We start from the raw sequence: 17,743 nt of genomic DNA, 5'->3' as shown, positions 1-17,743 counted from the left end.
GGGTGAAGGGAGGAGGGGCGAAATCTCCCACGGTCTGTACTGCGCGAACAGTCAGAAGCGGATCTAGTCCCTCCTCCTCCCTTCAAGTCCTACCATACAAGCGGCCCCTGTGCCGCGATTGGGCCCGTAGAGTCCACAAGCTCTATAATTAATTCCTTTAAAATCAAAAATTTAACTTATGTTCTATGAGAGCGGGCTTGCCTGTATCAGGCTGGTGAACCTGTGGATGCAACAATGCCTCTGCTTGAGGCTTCCAAAGGTGTTGAAAGGCTTGGTCCTCAGGGCCCATGACACCGCCAATGCACTGGAGCATGGGTCAGCGCGAAGCACGACCTGCTCACGCAGGCCCGTCGTCTTCCGCCGGTGCCGCGCCCTGCCCGGCCTTGTCCAGTTTGCGCAGAAACACCGTCATCTCCTTCTCGGCCTGTTTGTCACCCTTTCGCTGCGCGGCCGCCAAGCCACTGCTCCACGCCTGGCGGGCGCCGGTCGTATCGCCCGCTGCCTGACAGGCCTTGCCCAACAGTTTCCAGGCCGCCGAGTACGTGGGGTCGAGCGCAACGCAGCGGCTCAGGTGAAGGGTGGCCTCGGTCGCGTTGCCCTCGTCCAGCCAGGCCTTGCCCAGCCCGAAGCGCAGCAGCGCGTTATCCACACCCTTGGCCAGCATCTTTTCCAACGATTCGCGCATGGGGCCTCCTAGAAGAAACTCAGCCCGACGTGGAACAACTTTTCCACCTCACGGATGTACTTTTTATCCACAACGAACAGGATCACATGGTCACCGGTCTCGATCACCGTGTCGCCATGGGCGATGAGTACCTGATCATGGCGGATGATCGCGCCGATGGTCGTGCCTTCGGGAAGCTGGATGTCGGCGATGGCCTTGCCGACCACCTTGCTCGAGCGGGTATCGCCATGGGCGATGGCCTCGATGGCTTCGGCAGCGCCTCGGCGCAGCGAGTGCACGCTGACGATGTCGCCGCGCCGGACATGGGCCAGCAGGGTACCGATGGTCGCCAGCTGCGGGCTGATGGCGATGTCGATCTCGCCGCCCTGGACGAGGTCGACATAGGCCGGGTTGTTGATCAGGGCCATGACCCGGCGCGTGCCCAGGCGTTTGGCGAGCAGCGAGGACATGATGTTGGCCTCGTCGTCGTTGGTCAGCGCCAGGAAGATGTCGGCCTGGGCAATACCCTCCTCCACCATCAGGTCCCGGTCCGAGGCGCTGCCCTGCAGCACCACGGTGCTTTCCAGGTTGTCGGACAGCTGGCGGCAGCGGGCCAGACTCTTTTCGATGATCTTGACCTGGTAGCGGCTTTCGATGGCTTCGGCCAGGCGCTCGCCAATCTGCCCGCCACCGGCGATCACTACGCGCTTGTTGGTCTCGTCCAGCCGTCGCAGTTCGCCCATCACTGCACGGATGTCGTGGCGGGCGGCGATGAAGAACACCTCGTCGTCAGCCTCGATGACCGTATCGCCCTGGGGCTTGATCGGCCGGTCGCGACGGAAGATCGCCGCGACCCGGGTGTCCACGTTGGGCATGTGCGCGCGGATCTGGCGCAATTGCTGGCCCACCAGCGGGCCGCCGTAGTAGGCCTTGACCGCCACCAGTTGCGCCTTGCCCTTGGCGAAGTCGATCACCTGCAGCGCGCCCGGGTGTTCGATCAGGCGCCGGATGTAGTTGGTCACCACCTGCTCGGGGCTGATCAGCACATCGACCGGGATGGCCTCGTTGTCGAACAGCTCCTTGCGCGTCAGGTACGACGATTCGCGCACCCGCGCAATCTTGGTCGGCGTGTGGAACAGGGTGTAGGCGACCTGGCAGGCGACCATGTTGGTTTCGTCGCTGTTGGTCACGGCCACCAGCATGTCGGCATCGTCGGCACCCGCCTGGCGCAGGACGGTCGGCAACGACCCCCTGCCCTGCACGGTCCGGATGTCCAGACGATCGCCCAGGTCGCGCAGGCGGTCGCCGTCGGTATCGACGACGGTGATGTCGTTGGCCTCGCTGGCCAGGTGTTCGGCGAGTGTGCCGCCGACCTGGCCGGCGCCGAGGATGATGATCTTCATCCGGGAAGTCCTGTCAGTGGTCCGGTCCGCGTGACGCGGCGATCTTGATCAGCTTGGCATAGTAGAACCCATCGTGACCGCCTTGCTGGGGCAGCAATTGCCGACCGTGGGGCTGACGCAGGCCCGCGTCGGTCGCCAGGTCCAGTTCGCGGGCACCTGGCGTGCGTGCCAGGAAGGCCTCGATGACCTCGGTGTTCTCGGTCGGCAGGCTCGAGCACGTGGCGTAGAGCAGCATGCCACCGACCTCCAGAGTCGGCCAGAGCGCATCGAGCAGCTCGCCTTGCAATGCGGCCAGGGCAGGGATGTCCTCGGCTTGTCGGGTCAGCTTGATGTCGGGATGGCGGCGAATCACGCCGGTCGCCGAACAGGGGGCGTCGAGCAGGATCCGCTGGAACGCCTTGCCATCCCACCACGTCGGGGTTTCCCGGGCATCGCAGGCGATCAATTGCGCATCCAGGCCCAGGCGATCGAGGTTCTCGCGCACCCTGACCAGGCGCTTGGCTTCCAGGTCCACCGCCACCACGCCGGCCAGATCGGGCTGTGCCTCGAGCAGGTGGCAGGTCTTGCCACCCGGTGCGCAGCAGGCATCGAGCACCCGCTGGCCGGGGGCCAGGTCGAGCAGGTCGGCGGCCAGCTGCGCCGCTTCGTCCTGGACGCTGATCCACCCCTCGGCGAAGCCCGGCAGGGTCCGTACGTCACAGGCCACGGCCAGGACGATGCCATCACCGCTGTACGTGCAGGCACTGGCCTGGAGGCCGGCCTGTGCCAGCAGGGCCAGGTAGGCGTCGCGTGTGTGATGACGGCGGTTGACCCGCAGGATCATCGGCGGATGAGCGTTGTTGGCCGCGCAGAGCGCCTCCCAGTCGGCAGGCCAGAAGGCCTTGAAGGCCTTCTGCAGCCAACGGGGATGGGCGGTCCGCGCCACCGGGTCACGTTCCATCCCGGTCAGCAGGGCTTCACCTTCACGTTGTGCACGGCGCAACACGGCATTGAGCAGGCTCTTGGCCCAAGGCTTCTTGAGCTTGTCGGCGCACCCGACCGTCTCACCGATCGCGGCGTGAGCCGGGATGCGGGTGTAGAGCAACTGATAGAGCCCCACCAGCAGCAAGGCGTGCACGTCGCTGTCGGCGCTCTTGAACGGCTTTTGCAGCAGCTGCGCCGCCAGCAGGTCCAGCCGTGGCTGCCAGCGTGCGGTACCGAACGCCAGGTCCTGGGTCAGGCCGCGATCGCGTGCGTCGACCTTGTCCAGTTGCGCGGGCAGGGCGCTGTTCAGGGAGGCCTTGCCGCTGAGCACGGCAGCCAGGGCCCGGGCGGCGGCCAGCCGCGGGTTCATTGGCCGAACACCTTGCCGTGGGCGAACTGCTCCCGACGGCTGTTGAACACATCGGCGAAGCTCAAGGCCTTGCCACCGGGCAGTTGCACGCGGGTCAGGCGCAGCGACCCTTCGCCACAGGCGACCACCAGGCCGTCCTTGCTGGCCGACAGGATTTCACCCGGCTGGCCCTGCTCTGTGGATAACTCGGCGCCCAGCACCTTGATCGCCGCGCCTTCCAGCGTGCTGTGGCAGATCGGCCAAGGGTTGAAGGCACGTACCAGGCGCTCCAGCTCGACGGCCGGACGGGTCCAGTCCAGGCGGGCCTCGTCCTTGTTCAGCTTGTGCGCATACGTTGCCAGGGCATCGTCCTGGACCTCCCCGGACAGCGAACCGTCCGCCAACCCGGCCACCGCCTGCAGCACGGCGACCGGCCCCAGGCTCGCCAGGCGATCGTGCAGGCTGCCACCGGTGTCCTGGGCGCTGATCGGCGTACCGACCTTGAGCAGCATGGGCCCGGTGTCGAGCCCGGCCTCCATGCGCATCACGGTGACACCGCTTTCGGCATCGCCGGCCTGCACCGCACGCTGGATGGGCGCGGCGCCGCGCCAGCGAGGCAGCAGCGAGGCATGGCTGTTGATGCAGCCCAGGCGCGGGATGTCCAGCACCGCCTGGGGCAGGATCAGGCCATAGGCGACCACCACCATCAGGTCCGGCGCCAGCGCGGCCAGTTCGGCCTGGGCCTCGGGCGCGCGCAGGGTCGGCGGTTGCAGGACCGCAATACCGTGCAGCGCGGCCAACTGCTTGACCGGGCTGGGCATGAGCTTCTGGCCGCGGCCGGCAGGACGATCGGGCTGGGTGTACACAGCCACCACGTCATGGGGGCTGTCGAGCAGGGCCTTGAGGTGTTCGGCGGCAAACTCAGGGGTGCCTGCAAAGACGATGCGCATGGGGGTTCTCGCTCGCAAAAGAAAAAGGCTTGCCGGAGCAAGCCTTTGAAATGGGAAGGATCAAGCCTGCTGACGGTGCTGCTTTTCCAGCTTCTTCTTGATCCGGTCGCGCTTGAGCTGCGACAGGTAGTCGACGAACAGCTTGCCGTTGAGGTGATCGCACTCGTGCTGGATGCACACTGCGAGCAGGCCCTCGGCGACCAGCTCGTAGGGCTTGCCGTCGCGGTCGAGCGCCTTGACCTTGACCTGCAGCGGGCGATCGACGTTTTCGTAGTAGCCAGGCACCGACAGGCACCCTTCCTGGTACTGGCCCATGTCGTGGGTCAGCTCTTCGATCTCAGGGTTGATGAACACCCGCGGCTCGCTGCGATCTTCGCTCAGGTCCATGACCACCACGCGCAGGTGGACATCGACCTGGGTGGCTGCCAGGCCGATGCCAGGCGCTTCGTACATGGTTTCAAACATGTCGTCGATCAGCTGGCGCAAGGCGTCGTCGACTTCCTTCACCGGTTTGGCGAGGGTGCGCAGGCGCGGGTCCGGGAATTCGAGGATGTTCAAGATAGCCATAGTCTGTGACGTACTGTGCGTTCGGTTGAAAACTGAACACACATAATAAAGGGAATCGCGCCATTCGGCACCTGGCAAAGCTCGGCTAGGGTATGGACGGCACCTTGTCGATCTCATCGATGGACAGGTTGCGCGCCTATTATCAACAGAGTTATCCACAGATTGTTCAGGGTGGATGGCTCGTGTCAGATCAAGGATGATCCCCATGTCCACCCTCGTCACCCCACCCTGCCCGCCCGATGAACTGCACGCCCGTCTGCGCCTGCAACGCCTGCCCGAGATCGGACCCCGGCGCTTCCAGGCGCTGATCCAAGCGTTCGGCAGCGCCTCGGCCGCACTCGCTGCACCCGCCAGCGCCTGGCGCGCCTTGGGCCTGCCGGCGGCCTCCAGCGAGGCGCGTCGCAGCCCTTGCGTACGCGACGGTGCAACGGCTGCCATGGCCTGGCTAGAGCGTCCGGGCCAGCATTTGCTGATGTGGGACAGTGCCGGCTATCCCGCCCTGCTGGCCGAGATCGATGCGCCACCGCCCTTGTTGTTCGTGGCGGGAGACCCGACGTTGCTGGAGCAACCCCAATTGGCCATCATCGGTAGCCGCCGTGCTTCGCCGCCGGCCCTGGACACCGCCGGCGCGTTCGCCCGCTGCCTGGCCAAGGCAGGTTTCTGCGTGACCAGCGGGCTTGCCCTGGGCATCGACGGTGCTGCCCACCAGGCTGCGCTGAAGGCTGGCGGGCGCACGATCGGCGTGTTGGGCACAGGGCTTCAAAAACTTTATCCACAGCGCCACCGGACCCTGGCACAGGCCATGATCGACAACGGAAGCGCGGTGGTGTCCGAGTTCCCGCTGGATGCCGGCCCTCTGGCGGCGAACTTCCCACGGCGCAACCGCATCATCAGCGGCCTTTCGCTCGGGGTGCTGGTAGTGGAGGCCAGCCTGGCCAGCGGCTCGCTGATCACCGCCCGCCTGGCGGCCGAGCAGGGGCGCGACGTCTATGCGATACCCGGTTCCATCCATCACGTCGGCTCCAAGGGCTGCCATCAGCTGATTCGTGACGGCGCGCTGCTGGTGGAAAGCGTCGAGCACATCCTCGATAGCCTGCGTGGTTGGCAGCACGTACCTGCCGCTGCCTGTGAGCCGCCAGCGAGGGACGATGCCCACCCCTTGCTCGCGCTGTTGCAGGCGGCCCCGCAGACCAGCGAAGGTCTGGCACTGAGCAGTGGGCAGCCGCTGGCCCACGTCTTGGCCAGTCTGACGGAGCTGGAGCTCGAGGGACGCGTCAGCAACGAAGCCGGGCGTTGGTTTGCCCGGTCGGGCTAAGTACACTGCACATCGATCTTCATGGGAGGCAGGACAATGGTCAGCAGTTGGCGTGTGCAGCAAGCCGCGCGTGAGGTCCGGGCAGGCGCGGTGATCGCGTATCCGACGGAGGCCGTCTGGGGGCTGGGCTGCGATCCGTGGAACGAAGACGCGGTCTATCGCCTGCTCGCGCTCAAGTCGCGGCCTGTGGATAAGGGGCTGATTCTGGTGGCCGACACCATTCGTCAGTTCGACTTCCTGTTCGAGGACTTTCCGCAAGACTGGATCGACCGCATGAGCAGCACCTGGCCAGGGCCCAACACCTGGCTGGTGCCGCACCAGGACCTGCTACCGGAATGGGTGACCGGCGAACACGACACCGTGGCCTTGCGCGTCAGCGATCATCCTCAGGTCCGCGAGCTGTGCGCCCTGGTCGGGCCGTTGATTTCCACCTCGGCCAACCCGGGAGGACGCCCGGCGGCCCGGACCCGGTTGCGCGTGGAGCAGTACTTCCACGGCGAGCTGGACCATGTGCTGGGCGGTGCCCTGGGAGGGCGCCGGAACCCGAGCGTGATCCGCGACCTGGTCAGCGGCGAGGTCAGGCGACCGGGCTGAGCCGGTCGCGTGGCGGAGGGGCACGAACGGTGTCCGGCCGCCGCTTCGTGTCAGCACGGCACACTCATGCCTCAGGCAGCAATACCGTGGACCCCACCGTCTCACGGCCCGACAACGCTTTGTGCGCTTCGGCCGCCTCGCTCAGTGCATAGCGCTGCTGCACGTCCACCGTCAGCGTGCCGCTGGCGATCATCGCGAACAGGTCATCGGCCATGGCCTGGGTCTGCTCGGCGGTGCTGGTGTAGGTGGCCAGGGTCGGACGGGTCACATACAGCGAGCCCTTCTGCGCCAGGATGCCCAGGTTGACGCCGCTCACCGCGCCTGAGGCGTTGCCGAAGCTGACCATCAGGCCACGGGGTTGCAGACAGTCCAGCGAGGTCAGCCAGGTGTCGGCGCCGACACCGTCGTAGACCACCGGGCACTTGCGGCCGTCGGTCAGTTCCAGCACCCGCTTGGCAACGTCCTCGTGGCGGTAGTCGATGGTCGCCCACGCGCCCAGGGCCTTGGCGCGCTCGGCCTTTTCCGCCGAGCCGACGGTACCGATCAGCCTGGCGCCCAGGGCCTTGGCCCACTGGCAGGCCAACGAACCGACGCCGCCGGCGGCGGCATGGAACAGCACGTAGTCATCAGGCTGCACGGCATAGGTCTGCTTGAACAGGTACTGCACGGTCAGGCCCTTGAGCATCACCGCCGCAGCCTGCTCGAAGCTGATCGCTTCAGGCAGACTGACCAGGTTGGCTTCCGGCAGCGTGTGCACGTCGCTGTAGGCGCCCAGCGGGCCGCCGGCATAGGCCACGCGATCGCCCACCTTGAACCGGGTGACGCCCTCGCCGACCGCCTCGACCACGCCGGCGCCCTCGGTGCCCAGGCCCGACGGCAGTGCAGGCGGCGGGTACAGGCCACTGCGGAAGTAGGTGTCGATGAAGTTCAGGCCGATGGCCTTGTTGCGCACCTGGACCTGGTTCGGGCCTGGCGCCTTGGGCTCGAAGGTCACCAGCTGCAGGACTTCCGGGCCACCATGCTGGCTGAACTCTATACGTCGGGCCATTTCGCACTCCTGTTGTCGGGATCAGGGAAGACCTGCTATCTGGCGCCTTTGCTCGACCGCCGTCAACTGCGGGGTGCCGGCAGCCGATGCTATGCTAGGCGCGATTTCCTTCCTGCCGCCACCGGGTGACCCGATGACCAGCCGTACCGAGGCCGTGAAGGCCTACCTGCTCGACCTGCAAGACCGTATCTGCACTGCCCTGGAGCGCGAGGACGGCACGGCCCGTTTCGTCGAGGACGCCTGGGTGCGCGAAGCCGGTGGGGGCGGGCGGACCCGGGTCATCGGCGAAGGTGCACTGATCGAGAAAGGCGGCGTGAACTTCTCCCACGTCTTCGGCACCAGCCTGCCGCCGTCGGCCAGCGCGCACCGGCCGGAGCTGGCCGGGCGCGGCTTCGAGGCCCTGGGCGTCTCGCTGGTCATCCACCCCTACAACCCTCACGTGCCGACCTCGCACGCCAACGTGCGTTTCTTCATCGCCGAGAAGGACGGCGAGGAAGCGGTCTGGTGGTTCGGAGGCGGTTTCGACCTGACGCCCTACTACGGCAACGAGGAAGACTGCGTGCACTGGCACCGGGTTGCCGAGCGCGCCTGTGCACCCTTCGGCAGCGAGGTCTATCCGCGTTACAAGGCCTGGTGCGACCGGTATTTCCACCTCAAGCACCGAGGCGAGCCGCGTGGCATCGGCGGGCTGTTCTTCGACGACCTGAACGAATGGGACTTCGACACCTGCTTCGCCTTCATCCGCGCCATCGGCGACGCCTACCTGGAGGCCTACCTGCCCATCGTGCAGCGTCGCAAGGCCATGGCCCATACCGCCCAGCAACGCGAGTTCCAGGAATACCGTCGGGGCCGCTACGTGGAATTCAACCTGGTCTACGACCGCGGTACGCTGTTCGGCCTGCAATCGGGCGGGCGTACCGAATCGATCCTCATGTCGTTGCCGCCGCAAGTACGCTGGGGCTATGACTGGAAACCGACACCGGGCAGTGAAGAAGCCCGTCTGACCGATTACTTCCTGACCGATCGTGACTGGTTGGGACAATGACCGCTGTGGATAACTCAGGAGCAGACATGGACCAGTACGTCGTCTTCGGCAACCCGATCGGCCACAGCAAGTCGCCGGCGATCCACCGGCTGTTCGCCCAGCAGACCGGCCAGGACCTGGAGTACACCACCCTGCTGGCCCCCATCGAGGGCTTCAGCGCCTGTGCGCTGGGCTTCTTCAAGCAAGGCCAGGGGGCCAACGTCACCGTGCCGTTCAAGGAAGAAGCCCTGCACCTGTGCGATCGCCTGACGGCGCGAGCGCGGCGCGCCGGGGCCGTGAACACGTTGACCCGGCTGGCCGATGGCACGCTGCAGGGCGACAACACCGACGGCGCCGGGCTGGTCCGTGATCTGACGGTCAACGCGGGCGTCACGCTGGCGGGCAAGCGCATCCTGATCCTGGGCGCAGGCGGCGCCGTGCGTGGGGTGCTCGAGCCGTTGCTGGCGCAGGGCCCGAAGGCAGTGCTGGTGGCCAACCGCACCGTGGAAAAGGCCGAGCACCTGGCACGTGAGTTCGCCGACCTCGGGCCGGTGATCGGCAGTGGCTTCACGGCCTTCGTCGAGCCCGTGGACCTGATCGTCAATGCCACCTCCGCCAGTCTGGCGGGCGAGCTGCCACCGTTGGCCGACAGCCTGGTCGAGCCAGGCCGCACGGTGTGCTACGACATGATGTACGGGCGCGAACCGACGCCTTTCTGCCAATGGGCCACGCGCCTGGGCGCCGCCCAGGTGCTCGACGGGCTGGGCATGCTTGCCGAGCAGGCCGCGGAAGCCTTCGAAGGCTGGCGAGGTGTGCGTCCGGACACCGCCCCGGTCCTGGCGCACCTGCGCCGCCAGTTGACCCAGAACTAGCCGCCGAGGGGGCCCGCCGGCTCGGTGAAGCGGATCGGGCAGTGCGCTGCCCCTTCCAGCTTCTGGATGTCCGTGATCACCTGCGCACGTGCACGCCGCAGGGTCAGGCTGCCGCCGCGGCGCGTCAGCCGCCGTGCCTCGCGGTGCAGCATGTCCACACCCGAATAGTCGATGAAGTTGATCTGCGGCGCGTCGACGATCACGTGAGGCCCTTGGCAGCGCTGCAGGCGCACCTGCAGGTGGTGAGCCGCGCCGAAGAAGATCGAGCCGCCGATTCTGAGCACGTCGGTGTCCTCCTCGCGGCTGTGCTGTACCCGAGGACGGGACGTGCGCTTGAGGTAGAAGAACAGCGAGGCCAATACACCGGCATAGATGGCCGTCTGCAGCTCCAGCAGCAAGGTGGCGCAGGCGGTCAGTACCATCACCAGGAACTCGGCGCGGCTGACCCGGAACAGCGCGGCGATGGCCGGCCGGTCCATCAACCCCCAGCAGATCAGCAGGATGCCGCCCGCCATGGCGGGGACCGGCAACCAGGCGATCAGGCGTGCACTGGTCAGGGCAAACACCCCCAGCCACAACGCCGAACAGACGCCGGCCAGGGGCGAGCGAGCGCCCGCCTCCAGGTTCAGGCCGGAGCGGGTGAAAGAGCCGGACGACAGGTACCCCGAGCAGAGCGAGCCGATCAGGTTGGACAAGCCCTGGGCACGGATTTCCTGGTCCGCGTCGATCAGCTGCTCCGACCGTGCCGCGAGCGAGCGGGCGATCGACAGGCTGGTGACCAGCCCCAGCATGCCCACGGCCACGGCGCTGGGCAGCAGACGCAGGATCGTTTCGGCATCCAGCAGCGGCAGCGGGCTCAACGGGGGTAGCTGGCCGACGAAAGCCGGTACGCGTGCCACGTCGCCGAACAGCCCCGGCAGCGACCAGGCCATCAGGCTGACCACGGTCAGGCTGATCAACAACCCTGGCCAGCGAGGGCGCCAGCGCTTGAAGCCTGCACCCAGCAGCAGCGTCGCCAGGCCTAGTGTCATGGCGGGTCCATCCACTTCGCCCACATGGGCCAGCAGCGCCTGTGCCGTTCCCAGGGCCGTGGCCTGGCTGGGCAGGTCCAGGCCGAGCAGGTTGGGCACCTGGCCCAGGGCGATGACCACCGCTGCGCCCAGGCTGAAACCGAGCACTACTGCGTGCGAAACGAAATCCACCAAGGTGCCGAACCGCAGCAAACCGAGGATGAGCTGGAACAGCCCGGCCACGAAGGTCAGCAGCAGCACCAGGGTCACGTAGTCGGTACTGCCCGGAACGGCCAGGGGGCTGATGCTGGCGTAGAGCACGATCGAAATGGCCGCCGTGGGCCCGCTGATCAGATGCCAGGACGAGCCCCAGAGGCAGGCGATCAGCACCGGGACCATGGCTGCGAACAATCCATACTCCGCAGGCAGCCCGGCGATCAGGGCGTAGGCGATGGACTGGGGTAGCGCCAGGATGGCGCCGCTGAGGCCGACCAGAACGTCCTGGCGCAGGTCGCGCCAGGTCAGGTGCGGCAGCCAGGCCATGAAAGGCACCAAGCGAGTGAGACGGCGCATGATCGGGCGAGTCCTGACGAGGGGGTTCAAGCGAGGGTGGTAAATTGGACGGTGCGAGGCAAGTTTATTTTCAAGGGGCGATGGGCGTTCCTGTGCGGGCCGGGCACGTCACGCGACTCGACCCATGATAAAAATGGAACAGGCGCCATTGCCTGTATTCAATCTGTAGAGGCGTTAGAGGTTATCCACAGGCCATGACGGGCTGTGAGCCCGCCCCGTCTTTTCACCAGACCCCCGTACAGTCCGACGCACGGACTGCCCATTTCCTCAGGAGCCTTCGTGCAAAGAATCCAGGGCTATCACGCCCATGTCTACTTCGACGCCCAGACCTTCGAACAGGCCCGCACCTTGTGCGAGGAGGCGGCCACGCTGTTTCCCGTCACCTTGGGTCGATTTCACCAGCGGCCAGTCGGCCCGCACCCTGACTGGAGCTGTCAGTTGGCTTTCGAGCCGGAATTCGTGGGTGTGGTGCTGCCCTGGCTGGCACTCAATCGCAACGGGCTGGTGGTGTTCCTGCACCCGCTGACCGGCGACGAGCTGGCCGATCATCGTGACCATGCCATCTGGATGGGCGCCGTCAGGCCGTTGAACCTGGCGCTGTTCGGCGGATGATGCGAAGGCGTGAAGCAGAAGGCTAGGCAGTTCGAGCTGCCTGGCAGGTATCGACGTCGCTATTCAAAGAGACAGTCGTAGACCGAACCGGACTTGCATTCCATGTTCATCCAATGAGCACCCACTGCTTTCTTGGGTTCGGGCAGGGCCAAACGGGTACCACCGTCGTTATCGGCCTCGTAGCGACAGATCACACTGGTCGAGGTCATTTTGCTGCCGGTGAAGCGAAAGCTCGCAAGTGCTTCCGGTTGTCCCATGGGAGTGTCACCTTCCCAATTGCCAGGTGCTGTATAGACGATCTTGTCCGCCTGCTCTGCCTGCGTGATTTGGGAAGGTTCCGGGCAGGTCATGGCATTGGCCTGGCCCGCGAAGGTGAAAGCGCTGAAGCAAGCTGCAAGGACCAGGGTGCGCATGTCGTCGATCTCTGGGTCAGGCGGAGTCGATAGCATGCCGACAAGCAACGAGTTGCAGAAACTGGCAAAAATGACAGGCCGCTGGTAGTGAGCGGGACGAAAAGCCCTTGAGCGCGGCACACAGCGCGCTCAGGACGCACCTGAAGCACGCCCTGTGCGACACGTCGATCAACGTTTGCGCGCTTGCCTGACACCTTCGGCCAGCTCGGCGCAAAGTCCCAGTACGTCCTTTACCGCATGTTCTGCCGACGCTGCCTGCGCCACCTTGTCGATCAGCGCAGACCCGACGACGACGCCGTCCGCCAGCCGAGCGATGGCGGCAGCCTGCTCCGGGGTACGAATCCCGAAGCCGACGCTGATCGGCAGGTCGGTGTGCCGACGCAGGCGCTCGATAGCCTGGGTGACCTGGTCGGTGGTGGCCGAACCGGCCCCGGTCACGCCTGCGACCGACACGTAGTAGACGAACCCGGAACTGCGCGCCAGCACGCGAGGCAGACGGGCGTCGTCGGTGGTCGGCGTGGTCAGACGGATGAAGTCGATCCCGGCGGCATGGGCCGGATCGGCCAGCTCGGCATCGTGCTCCGGGGGCAGGTCGACGATGATCAATCCATCGACGCCCGCTTCGCGTGCATCGCCGATGAAGCGCTCCACACCGAAGCGGTGGATCGGGTTGTAATACCCCATCAGCACGATCGGCGTGGTCTGATCGTCGATGCGGAAGTCGCGCACCATCTGCAACGTCTTGGCCAGGGTCTGGCCGGCTTCCAGGGCACGCAGGGTCGCCAGCTGGATGGCCACGCCATCGGCCATCGGATCGGTGAAGGGCATGCCCAGCTCGATCACGTCCGCGCCCGCTTTCGGCAGGCCCTTGAGGATCGCCAGCGAGGCGTCGTAGCCCGGGTCGCCTGCGGTGATGAAGGTGACCAGGGCCGCGCGGCCTTCGGCGTTCAGTTCGGCAAAACGGTGTTCGAGGCGGCTCATACCAGTGTCTCCTGGGCAGCCATGTGGTTCATCACGGTGTGCATGTCCTTGTCGCCGCGCCCGGACAGGCAGATGACCATCAGGTGGTCCTTGGGCAGCGAAGGCGCGATACGCAGGGCCTCAGCCACGGCGTGGGCGCTCTCCAGGGCTGGAATGATGCCTTCGAGTCGGCAGCACGTGTGGAACGCTGCCAGGGCCTCGTCGTCGGTGATGCTGACGTACTCGACGCGCTTCACTTCATGCAGGTGCGCATGTTCGGGGCCGATGCCCGGATAGTCCAGGCCCGCGGAGATCGAGTGGGCATCGGTGATCTGCCCATCATCGTCCTGCAGCAGGTAGGTGCGGTTGCCATGCAATACGCCCGGCACGCCGCCGTTGAGGCTCGCAGCATGCTTGTCGGTGGTCACGCCATGACCACCGGCTTCCACGCCGATGATGCGCACGCTCGGGTCGTCGAGGAATTCATGGAACAGACCCATGGCATTGGAGCCGCCGCCCACGCAGGCGATCAGGCTATCGGGCAGACGGCCTTCCTTTTCCTGCAGCTGCGCGCGGGTTTCCTTGCCGATGATCGACTGGAAGTCACGCACCATGGCTGGGTAAGGGTGCGGGCCGGCGACGGTGCCGATGAGGTAGAAGGTGTCCTCGACGTTGGTGACCCAGTCGCGCAGGGCCTCGTTCATCGCGTCCTTGAGCGTGCCGGTGCCCGCCGTGACCGGTACGATTTCGGCACCCAGCAGCTTCATGCGGAACACGTTGGCCTGCTGGCGTTCGATGTCGGTGGCGCCCATGTAGATCACGCAGGGCAAGCCGAAGCGTGCCGCAACGGTGGCGGTCGCCACGCCGTGCATGCCGGCGCCGGTTTCGGCGATCAGGCGCTTCTTGCCCATGCGCTTGGCCAGCAGTACCTGGCCGATGCAGTTGTTCACCTTGTGCGCGCCGGTGTGGTTGAGCTCTTCGCGCTTGAAGTAGATCTTGGCACCGCCGCAGTGCTCGGTCAGGCGCTCGGCGAAGTACAGCGGGTTGGGGCGCCCGATGTAGTCGCGCTGGAAGTAGGCCAGCGCCTCGAGAAAGGCCGGATCGGCCTTGGCCGCCTCGTATTCGCGCGCCAGGTCCAGCACCAGGGGCATCAGGGTTTCGGCGACATAGCGGCCGCCGAACGAGCCGAACAGGCCGTTCGCATCGGGGCCGGCGCGGTAGTGAGTCTGGGTCATGGCGTTCTCCAGCGTGACAAGGGCAATGGCTGCTACTGTAACCAGCGCAACGCGCAGTGAAAACCGATAAGATCTTGCCCACCTGTCAGGAAAACTCACACGACCATGGCCCATGATCTTCCCCCGCTCAATGCGCTCAAGGCCTTCGAGGCTGCCGCCCGGCTCAATAGCGTGAGCCAGGCGGCAGAATCCCTGCACGTGACCCACGGGGCGGTGAGCCGACAGATCAAGCTGCTGGAGGAGCACCTGGGCGTTGCGCTGTTTCGCAAGGAAGGGCGCGGCCTCAAACTCACGGATGCCGGTGGGCGTCTGCTCGAGGTCAGCAGCGAGGCGTTCGGCCGTCTGCGTCAGGTCTGTGCCGAACTGGGGCAGGCGCAGGACCAGGCGCCCTTCGTGCTGGGGTGCTCGGGCAGTCTGCTGGCGCGCTGGTTCATTCCACGGCTAGGGCGCCTGCAAGCGGAGTTGCCTGATGTGCGGCTGCACCTGTCGGCAGGTGACGGCGATGCCGATCCTCGGCGAACGGGCCTGGACGCCTGGCTGGCATTCGCTGAACCACCCTGGCCGTCGGACATGCAGGTGCATGTGCTGGCGCCAGAGCGCATCGGCCCGGTCATGAGCCCTTACCTGAAGGGGTTCGAAGACGTGCGTCAGGTCGCGCCCGAACGCTTGCTCGAAGAACGGCTGTTGCAAACCAGCTCTCGGCCTCAGGCCTGGCCGATCTGGGCACGGCAACAGCACCTCGACCCGGCCCGATTGAAGTTCGGTCAGGATTTCGAGCATTTGTATTATCTGCTGGAGGCGGCGTTGGCAGGGCTGGGTGTGGCGATCGCCCCGGAGCCTCTGGTCGCGGACGACCTGCGCGCCGGCAGGCTGGTCGCGCCGTGGGGGTTCACACCGACCACGGCAGCCTTGTCGCTCTGGGTGCCTCGGCGCACGAATGACCAGCGCGCCGAGCGTCTGGCACAGTGGCTACGCGCCGAACTGGAGCGACGGGTCGATTAGCCGCGCTTGCACAGCATCAGGGCGGCGATCAGGCCAATGGCGCCCACGGCCACACCGGCGGTGGTCCATGGGTTTTCCTGGGCGTAGTCACGGGTGGCGATACCGGTCTGGCGGGTACGTGCCTTGACTTCGCTGTAGGCATCGCCCAGCAGGCTGCGCGAATGCTTCAGGGCTTTCTCGGCGTTTTCGCGAATGGCCTTGAGGCTCTTGGTCGACTCTTCGGAAGCGTCGTTCTTGAGACCTTCCAGGGACTTGAGCAGGCTTTCGATTTCCGCTTCCATGCTTTCCAGCGAGTTCTTGCGCAACGAGTGATTAGCCATGGTGTATCTCCTTCGCAGTGGGATGAGCTGTACAGGAATGCGACTGCATGGGCAGGGGAAAGTGCGATCGAACTTTCTGCCTGGATCAAGGCTCGCAGCTAGACAAGGTCCGGGCGCCGGACCATCGCTGACGTCACCCTAGGAGAACGCTCATGTCGGACCATCACACCTACAAGCTCGTCGAACTGGTCGGTTCGTCCACCACCAGCATCGAAGACGCCATCCATCACGCCCTGGACGAAGCTGGCAAGTCCATCGAGAACATGGAATGGTTCGAAGTGACCGAAACCCGTGGCCACATTCAGGACGGCAAGGTCGGCCACTTCCAGGTCTCGCTGAAGGTCGGCTTCCGCATCATCGCCAGCTGATCGCGGCCGCCGTGCCGGTGTTACCCAGCGTTTTGAAGTGTCGGGGCATCGCCGATGCCCTGGTTCGCAGTGATTGACGAAAGGAACGTGGTCGATGAAAAAACTGGTGATGGCGGTAGGGCTCATGGCCGTGGCAGGCACCGCACTGGCAGCGGGCAAACCCTGCGCCGAGCTGCAGCAGGAAATCGAGGCCAAGCTCGATGCCAAGAACGTCAGCAACTACGTGCTGGAGGTCGTGGACAAGGGCACAGGTGGCGGGAAGGTCGTCGGGTCGTGCGAAGGTGGGACCAAGGACATCGTCTACCGTCGTGAAGGCTGAGTCAGGTCTCACCACACGAACGTGACGCACACCCTTGCCGGGCGAGCCTCTGGAGACCAGGGGCCCATGCCTGGCGGCAAGACGGGCAGCCTGCGCCCTCCCCTGCAGCAAACGCCACAGCCTCCCCTCGACATCGAATGACGCCTTTCCCTGGCGCCGTCCACCCTCATGCCTCTTGCAGCGCTTGCGCCAACAGGGCGTAAGACTGCAGCCGGTCCGCGTGCTCGTACAGGTCGCAGGTGAAGATCAGTTCGTCGGCCCCCGTCTGCTCCAGCAGCACCTCGACCTTGGCGCGCACTTTCTGTGGGCTGCCGATCATCGCCAGGCCCAGGAAGCTCGACACCGCATCACGCTCATGGGGCAGCCACAGGCCGTCCATGCTCTCCACAGGCGGCTGCTGCATCAGGCTCTGGCCACGGATCAGCGCCAGGATCCGGCGGTACACCGAGGTGGCGAGGTAGTCGGCACGTGCATCGGTGTCGGCGACCACCATCGGTACGCCCAGCATCACGTAAGGCTTGTCCAGCACCGTGGAAGGCTGGAAGTGATCGCGGTAGATACGGATCGCCTCGTGCATGTAACGCGGTGCGAAATGCGAAGCGAAGGCATAGGGCAGGCCGCGCATGCCGGCCAACTGCGCGCTGAACAGGCTCGACCCCAGCAGCCAGATCGGCACGTCGGTGTCGTAGCCCGGCACGGCGATCACCCGCTGGTCAGGCGTGCGCGGGCCCAGGTAGCGGCTCAGCTCCTCGACGTCGTCGGGAAAGTCGTCGGCACTGCCCGAGCGCTCACGGCGCAGCGCGCGTGCGGTCAGCTGGTCGGAACCCGGCGCTCGACCCAGGCCCAGGTCTATGCGGCCTGGGTAGAGGCTGGCCAGGGTGCCGAACTGCTCGGCGATCACCAGGGGCGCATGGTTCGGCAGCATGATGCCCCCTGCCCCGACGCGAAGGGTCGACGTGCCTGCAGCCAGGTAGCCCAGCAGCACGGCCGTGGCCGAGCTGGCGATGCCATCCATGTTGTGGTGCTCGGCGATCCAGAAACGGTTGTAACCCAGCCGCTCGGCGTGCCTGGCCAGGTCGAGCGAGTTGTGCAGCGCTTGGGCCGTGCCTTGGTCGGCCCGTACCGGCACCAGGTCCAGCACAGAAATCTTGAGGTCGCGCACGTGCGTCATGAGGGTCTCCA

Annotated in this window: 20 protein-coding genes; 8 read left to right on the top strand and 12 right to left on the bottom strand. The window is 65.8% G+C overall.

Going from position 1 to position 17,743, the window contains the following annotated elements; all coding sequences use genetic code 11:
- Positions 1–337: 337 nt before the first annotated feature.
- Genes G7Z99_RS15365 through def form a run of 5 tightly spaced genes read right to left on the bottom strand, consistent with a single transcriptional unit; the run spans position 338 to position 4,896 of the window.
- Positions 338–685: a tetratricopeptide repeat protein gene (locus G7Z99_RS15365; RefSeq protein WP_181095225.1), complete on the bottom strand. Its 348-nt coding sequence runs from the start codon at positions 683–685 to the stop codon at positions 338–340.
- A gap of 8 nt (positions 686–693) precedes the next feature.
- Positions 694–2,067, bottom strand: a complete 1,374-nt coding sequence (trkA, locus tag G7Z99_RS15360) for a Trk system potassium transporter TrkA (RefSeq protein WP_181095223.1) — start codon at positions 2,065–2,067, stop codon at positions 694–696.
- Between the two features lie 13 nt (positions 2,068–2,080).
- Positions 2,081–3,400 carry a 16S rRNA (cytosine(967)-C(5))-methyltransferase RsmB gene (gene rsmB, locus G7Z99_RS15355; protein ID WP_181095221.1) on the bottom strand — a complete coding sequence of 440 codons (1,320 nt, stop codon included), beginning with the start codon at positions 3,398–3,400 and terminating at the stop codon, positions 2,081–2,083.
- Entirely contained in the window at positions 3,397–4,329 is a 933-nt protein-coding gene (gene fmt / locus G7Z99_RS15350; RefSeq protein ID WP_181095219.1) for a methionyl-tRNA formyltransferase, read from the bottom strand. Before fmt ends, rsmB begins: the two co-directional genes overlap by 4 nt.
- Before the next feature lie 60 nt (positions 4,330–4,389).
- Positions 4,390–4,896 carry a peptide deformylase gene (gene def, locus G7Z99_RS15345; RefSeq protein WP_181095217.1) on the bottom strand — a complete coding sequence of 169 codons (507 nt, stop codon included), beginning with the start codon at positions 4,894–4,896 and terminating at the stop codon, positions 4,390–4,392.
- Between the two features lie 205 nt (positions 4,897–5,101).
- Here def and dprA point away from each other — a divergent pair, with 205 nt between their 5' ends.
- Positions 5,102–6,211 carry a DNA-processing protein DprA gene (gene dprA / locus G7Z99_RS15340; RefSeq protein ID WP_181095215.1) on the top strand — a complete coding sequence of 370 codons (1,110 nt, stop codon included), beginning with the start codon at positions 5,102–5,104 and terminating at the stop codon, positions 6,209–6,211.
- 36 nt (positions 6,212–6,247) lie between these two features.
- Positions 6,248–6,805: an L-threonylcarbamoyladenylate synthase gene (locus G7Z99_RS15335; protein WP_181095214.1), complete on the top strand. Its 558-nt coding sequence runs from the start codon at positions 6,248–6,250 to the stop codon at positions 6,803–6,805.
- A gap of 64 nt (positions 6,806–6,869) precedes the next feature.
- Here the strand turns inward: G7Z99_RS15335 and G7Z99_RS15330 are convergent, their stop codons facing one another.
- Positions 6,870–7,853 (bottom strand): NADPH:quinone reductase, encoded by a 984-nt coding sequence (locus tag G7Z99_RS15330; RefSeq protein WP_181095212.1) that lies wholly within the window; start codon positions 7,851–7,853, stop codon positions 6,870–6,872.
- A 133-nt stretch (positions 7,854–7,986) separates the two neighbouring features.
- Between G7Z99_RS15330 and hemF the strand changes: the two genes are divergently transcribed.
- Both hemF and aroE read left to right on the top strand, forming a co-directional pair.
- Positions 7,987–8,898 (top strand): oxygen-dependent coproporphyrinogen oxidase, encoded by a 912-nt coding sequence (gene hemF / locus G7Z99_RS15325; protein ID WP_181095211.1) that lies wholly within the window; start codon positions 7,987–7,989, stop codon positions 8,896–8,898.
- 26 nt (positions 8,899–8,924) lie between these two features.
- Positions 8,925–9,749 carry a shikimate dehydrogenase gene (gene aroE, locus G7Z99_RS15320; RefSeq protein ID WP_181095209.1) on the top strand — a complete coding sequence of 275 codons (825 nt, stop codon included), beginning with the start codon at positions 8,925–8,927 and terminating at the stop codon, positions 9,747–9,749.
- Here the strand turns inward: aroE and G7Z99_RS15315 are convergent.
- Positions 9,746–11,332: a SulP family inorganic anion transporter gene (locus G7Z99_RS15315; protein WP_181095207.1), complete on the bottom strand. Its 1,587-nt coding sequence runs from the start codon at positions 11,330–11,332 to the stop codon at positions 9,746–9,748. The two genes, aroE and G7Z99_RS15315, sit on opposite strands and share 4 nt — an antisense overlap.
- A 279-nt stretch (positions 11,333–11,611) precedes the next feature.
- On the opposite strand from G7Z99_RS15315, the gene G7Z99_RS15310 reads away from it, so the two are divergent.
- Positions 11,612–11,944, top strand: coding sequence for a DOPA 4,5-dioxygenase family protein (locus G7Z99_RS15310; RefSeq protein ID WP_181095205.1), 333 nt, complete (start codon positions 11,612–11,614; stop codon positions 11,942–11,944).
- A gap of 59 nt (positions 11,945–12,003) precedes the next feature.
- Here G7Z99_RS15310 and G7Z99_RS15305 read toward each other — a convergent pair whose 3' ends face one another.
- The 3 genes from G7Z99_RS15305 to trpB form a co-directional block, all read right to left on the bottom strand.
- Positions 12,004–12,357 (bottom strand): DUF3757 domain-containing protein, encoded by a 354-nt coding sequence (locus G7Z99_RS15305; protein ID WP_181095203.1) that lies wholly within the window; start codon positions 12,355–12,357, stop codon positions 12,004–12,006.
- Between the two features lie 168 nt (positions 12,358–12,525).
- Complete coding sequence (trpA, locus tag G7Z99_RS15300; RefSeq protein WP_181095201.1) at positions 12,526–13,338, bottom strand: tryptophan synthase subunit alpha; 813 nt, start codon at positions 13,336–13,338, stop codon at positions 12,526–12,528.
- Positions 13,335–14,552, bottom strand: coding sequence for a tryptophan synthase subunit beta (gene trpB, locus G7Z99_RS15295; protein ID WP_181095199.1), 1,218 nt, complete (start codon positions 14,550–14,552; stop codon positions 13,335–13,337). Before trpB ends, trpA begins: the two co-directional genes overlap by 4 nt.
- Before the next feature lie 105 nt (positions 14,553–14,657).
- On the opposite strand from trpB, the gene G7Z99_RS15290 reads away from it, so the two are divergent.
- Positions 14,658–15,554 carry a LysR family transcriptional regulator gene (locus G7Z99_RS15290; RefSeq protein WP_181095197.1) on the top strand — a complete coding sequence of 299 codons (897 nt, stop codon included), beginning with the start codon at positions 14,658–14,660 and terminating at the stop codon, positions 15,552–15,554.
- Here the strand turns inward: G7Z99_RS15290 and G7Z99_RS15285 are convergent.
- Complete coding sequence (locus G7Z99_RS15285) at positions 15,551–15,874, bottom strand: DUF883 family protein (RefSeq protein ID WP_181095195.1); 324 nt, start codon at positions 15,872–15,874, stop codon at positions 15,551–15,553. The genes G7Z99_RS15290 and G7Z99_RS15285 overlap by 4 nt on opposite strands.
- A 152-nt stretch (positions 15,875–16,026) precedes the next feature.
- On the opposite strand from G7Z99_RS15285, the gene G7Z99_RS15280 reads away from it, so the two are divergent.
- Both G7Z99_RS15280 and G7Z99_RS15275 read left to right on the top strand, forming a co-directional pair.
- A complete protein-coding gene (locus G7Z99_RS15280; protein WP_060395491.1) occupies positions 16,027–16,242 on the top strand; it encodes a dodecin in 216 nt (71 codons plus the stop codon).
- Between the two features lie 94 nt (positions 16,243–16,336).
- The gene (locus G7Z99_RS15275; protein ID WP_060395490.1) at positions 16,337–16,561 is read left to right on the top strand and encodes a DUF1161 domain-containing protein; all 225 of its coding nucleotides are present in this window, start codon (positions 16,337–16,339) and stop codon (positions 16,559–16,561) included.
- Positions 16,562–16,727: 166 nt separating this feature from the next.
- On the opposite strand, the gene G7Z99_RS15270 is transcribed toward G7Z99_RS15275, so the two are convergent.
- Positions 16,728–17,732 (bottom strand): LLM class flavin-dependent oxidoreductase, encoded by a 1,005-nt coding sequence (locus G7Z99_RS15270; RefSeq protein ID WP_181095229.1) that lies wholly within the window; start codon positions 17,730–17,732, stop codon positions 16,728–16,730.
- Positions 17,733–17,743 lie beyond the last annotated feature (11 nt).

Source organism: Pseudomonas entomophila (assembly GCF_013523165.1).
GTDB classification, from domain to species: Bacteria; Pseudomonadota; Gammaproteobacteria; order Pseudomonadales; family Pseudomonadaceae; genus Aquipseudomonas; species Aquipseudomonas entomophila_A.
Note: the sequence above shows the minus strand (reverse complement) of the source record. Positions and strands in the feature narration are given on the sequence as shown.

Bases quoted from the DNA above. Each gene is read 5' to 3' on its own strand.
- trpB (WP_181095199.1), bottom strand. From the start codon at position 14,552: ATGACCCAGACTCACTACCGCGCCGGCCCCGATGCGAACGGCCTGTTC.
- G7Z99_RS15290 (WP_181095197.1), top strand. From the start codon at position 14,658: ATGGCCCATGATCTTCCCCCGCTCAATGCGCTCAAGGCCTTCGAGGCT.
- G7Z99_RS15275 (WP_060395490.1), top strand. From the start codon at position 16,337: ATGAAAAAACTGGTGATGGCGGTAGGGCTCATGGCCGTGGCAGGCACC.
- fmt (WP_181095219.1), bottom strand. From the start codon at position 4,329: ATGCGCATCGTCTTTGCAGGCACCCCTGAGTTTGCCGCCGAACACCTC.
- G7Z99_RS15365 (WP_181095225.1), bottom strand. From the start codon at position 685: ATGCGCGAATCGTTGGAAAAGATGCTGGCCAAGGGTGTGGATAACGCG.
- trkA (WP_181095223.1), bottom strand. From the start codon at position 2,067: ATGAAGATCATCATCCTCGGCGCCGGCCAGGTCGGCGGCACACTCGCC.
- hemF (WP_181095211.1), top strand. From the start codon at position 7,987: ATGACCAGCCGTACCGAGGCCGTGAAGGCCTACCTGCTCGACCTGCAA.
- G7Z99_RS15305 (WP_181095203.1), bottom strand. From the start codon at position 12,357: ATGCGCACCCTGGTCCTTGCAGCTTGCTTCAGCGCTTTCACCTTCGCG.
- G7Z99_RS15315 (WP_181095207.1), bottom strand. From the start codon at position 11,332: ATGCGCCGTCTCACTCGCTTGGTGCCTTTCATGGCCTGGCTGCCGCAC.
- G7Z99_RS15285 (WP_181095195.1), bottom strand. From the start codon at position 15,874: ATGGCTAATCACTCGTTGCGCAAGAACTCGCTGGAAAGCATGGAAGCG.
- G7Z99_RS15270 (WP_181095229.1), bottom strand. From the start codon at position 17,732: ATGACGCACGTGCGCGACCTCAAGATTTCTGTGCTGGACCTGGTGCCG.
- G7Z99_RS15335 (WP_181095214.1), top strand. From the start codon at position 6,248: ATGGTCAGCAGTTGGCGTGTGCAGCAAGCCGCGCGTGAGGTCCGGGCA.
- trpA (WP_181095201.1), bottom strand. From the start codon at position 13,338: ATGAGCCGCCTCGAACACCGTTTTGCCGAACTGAACGCCGAAGGCCGC.
- G7Z99_RS15330 (WP_181095212.1), bottom strand. From the start codon at position 7,853: ATGGCCCGACGTATAGAGTTCAGCCAGCATGGTGGCCCGGAAGTCCTG.
- dprA (WP_181095215.1), top strand. From the start codon at position 5,102: ATGTCCACCCTCGTCACCCCACCCTGCCCGCCCGATGAACTGCACGCC.
- def (WP_181095217.1), bottom strand. From the start codon at position 4,896: ATGGCTATCTTGAACATCCTCGAATTCCCGGACCCGCGCCTGCGCACC.
- rsmB (WP_181095221.1), bottom strand. From the start codon at position 3,400: ATGAACCCGCGGCTGGCCGCCGCCCGGGCCCTGGCTGCCGTGCTCAGC.
- G7Z99_RS15280 (WP_060395491.1), top strand. From the start codon at position 16,027: ATGTCGGACCATCACACCTACAAGCTCGTCGAACTGGTCGGTTCGTCC.
- aroE (WP_181095209.1), top strand. From the start codon at position 8,925: ATGGACCAGTACGTCGTCTTCGGCAACCCGATCGGCCACAGCAAGTCG.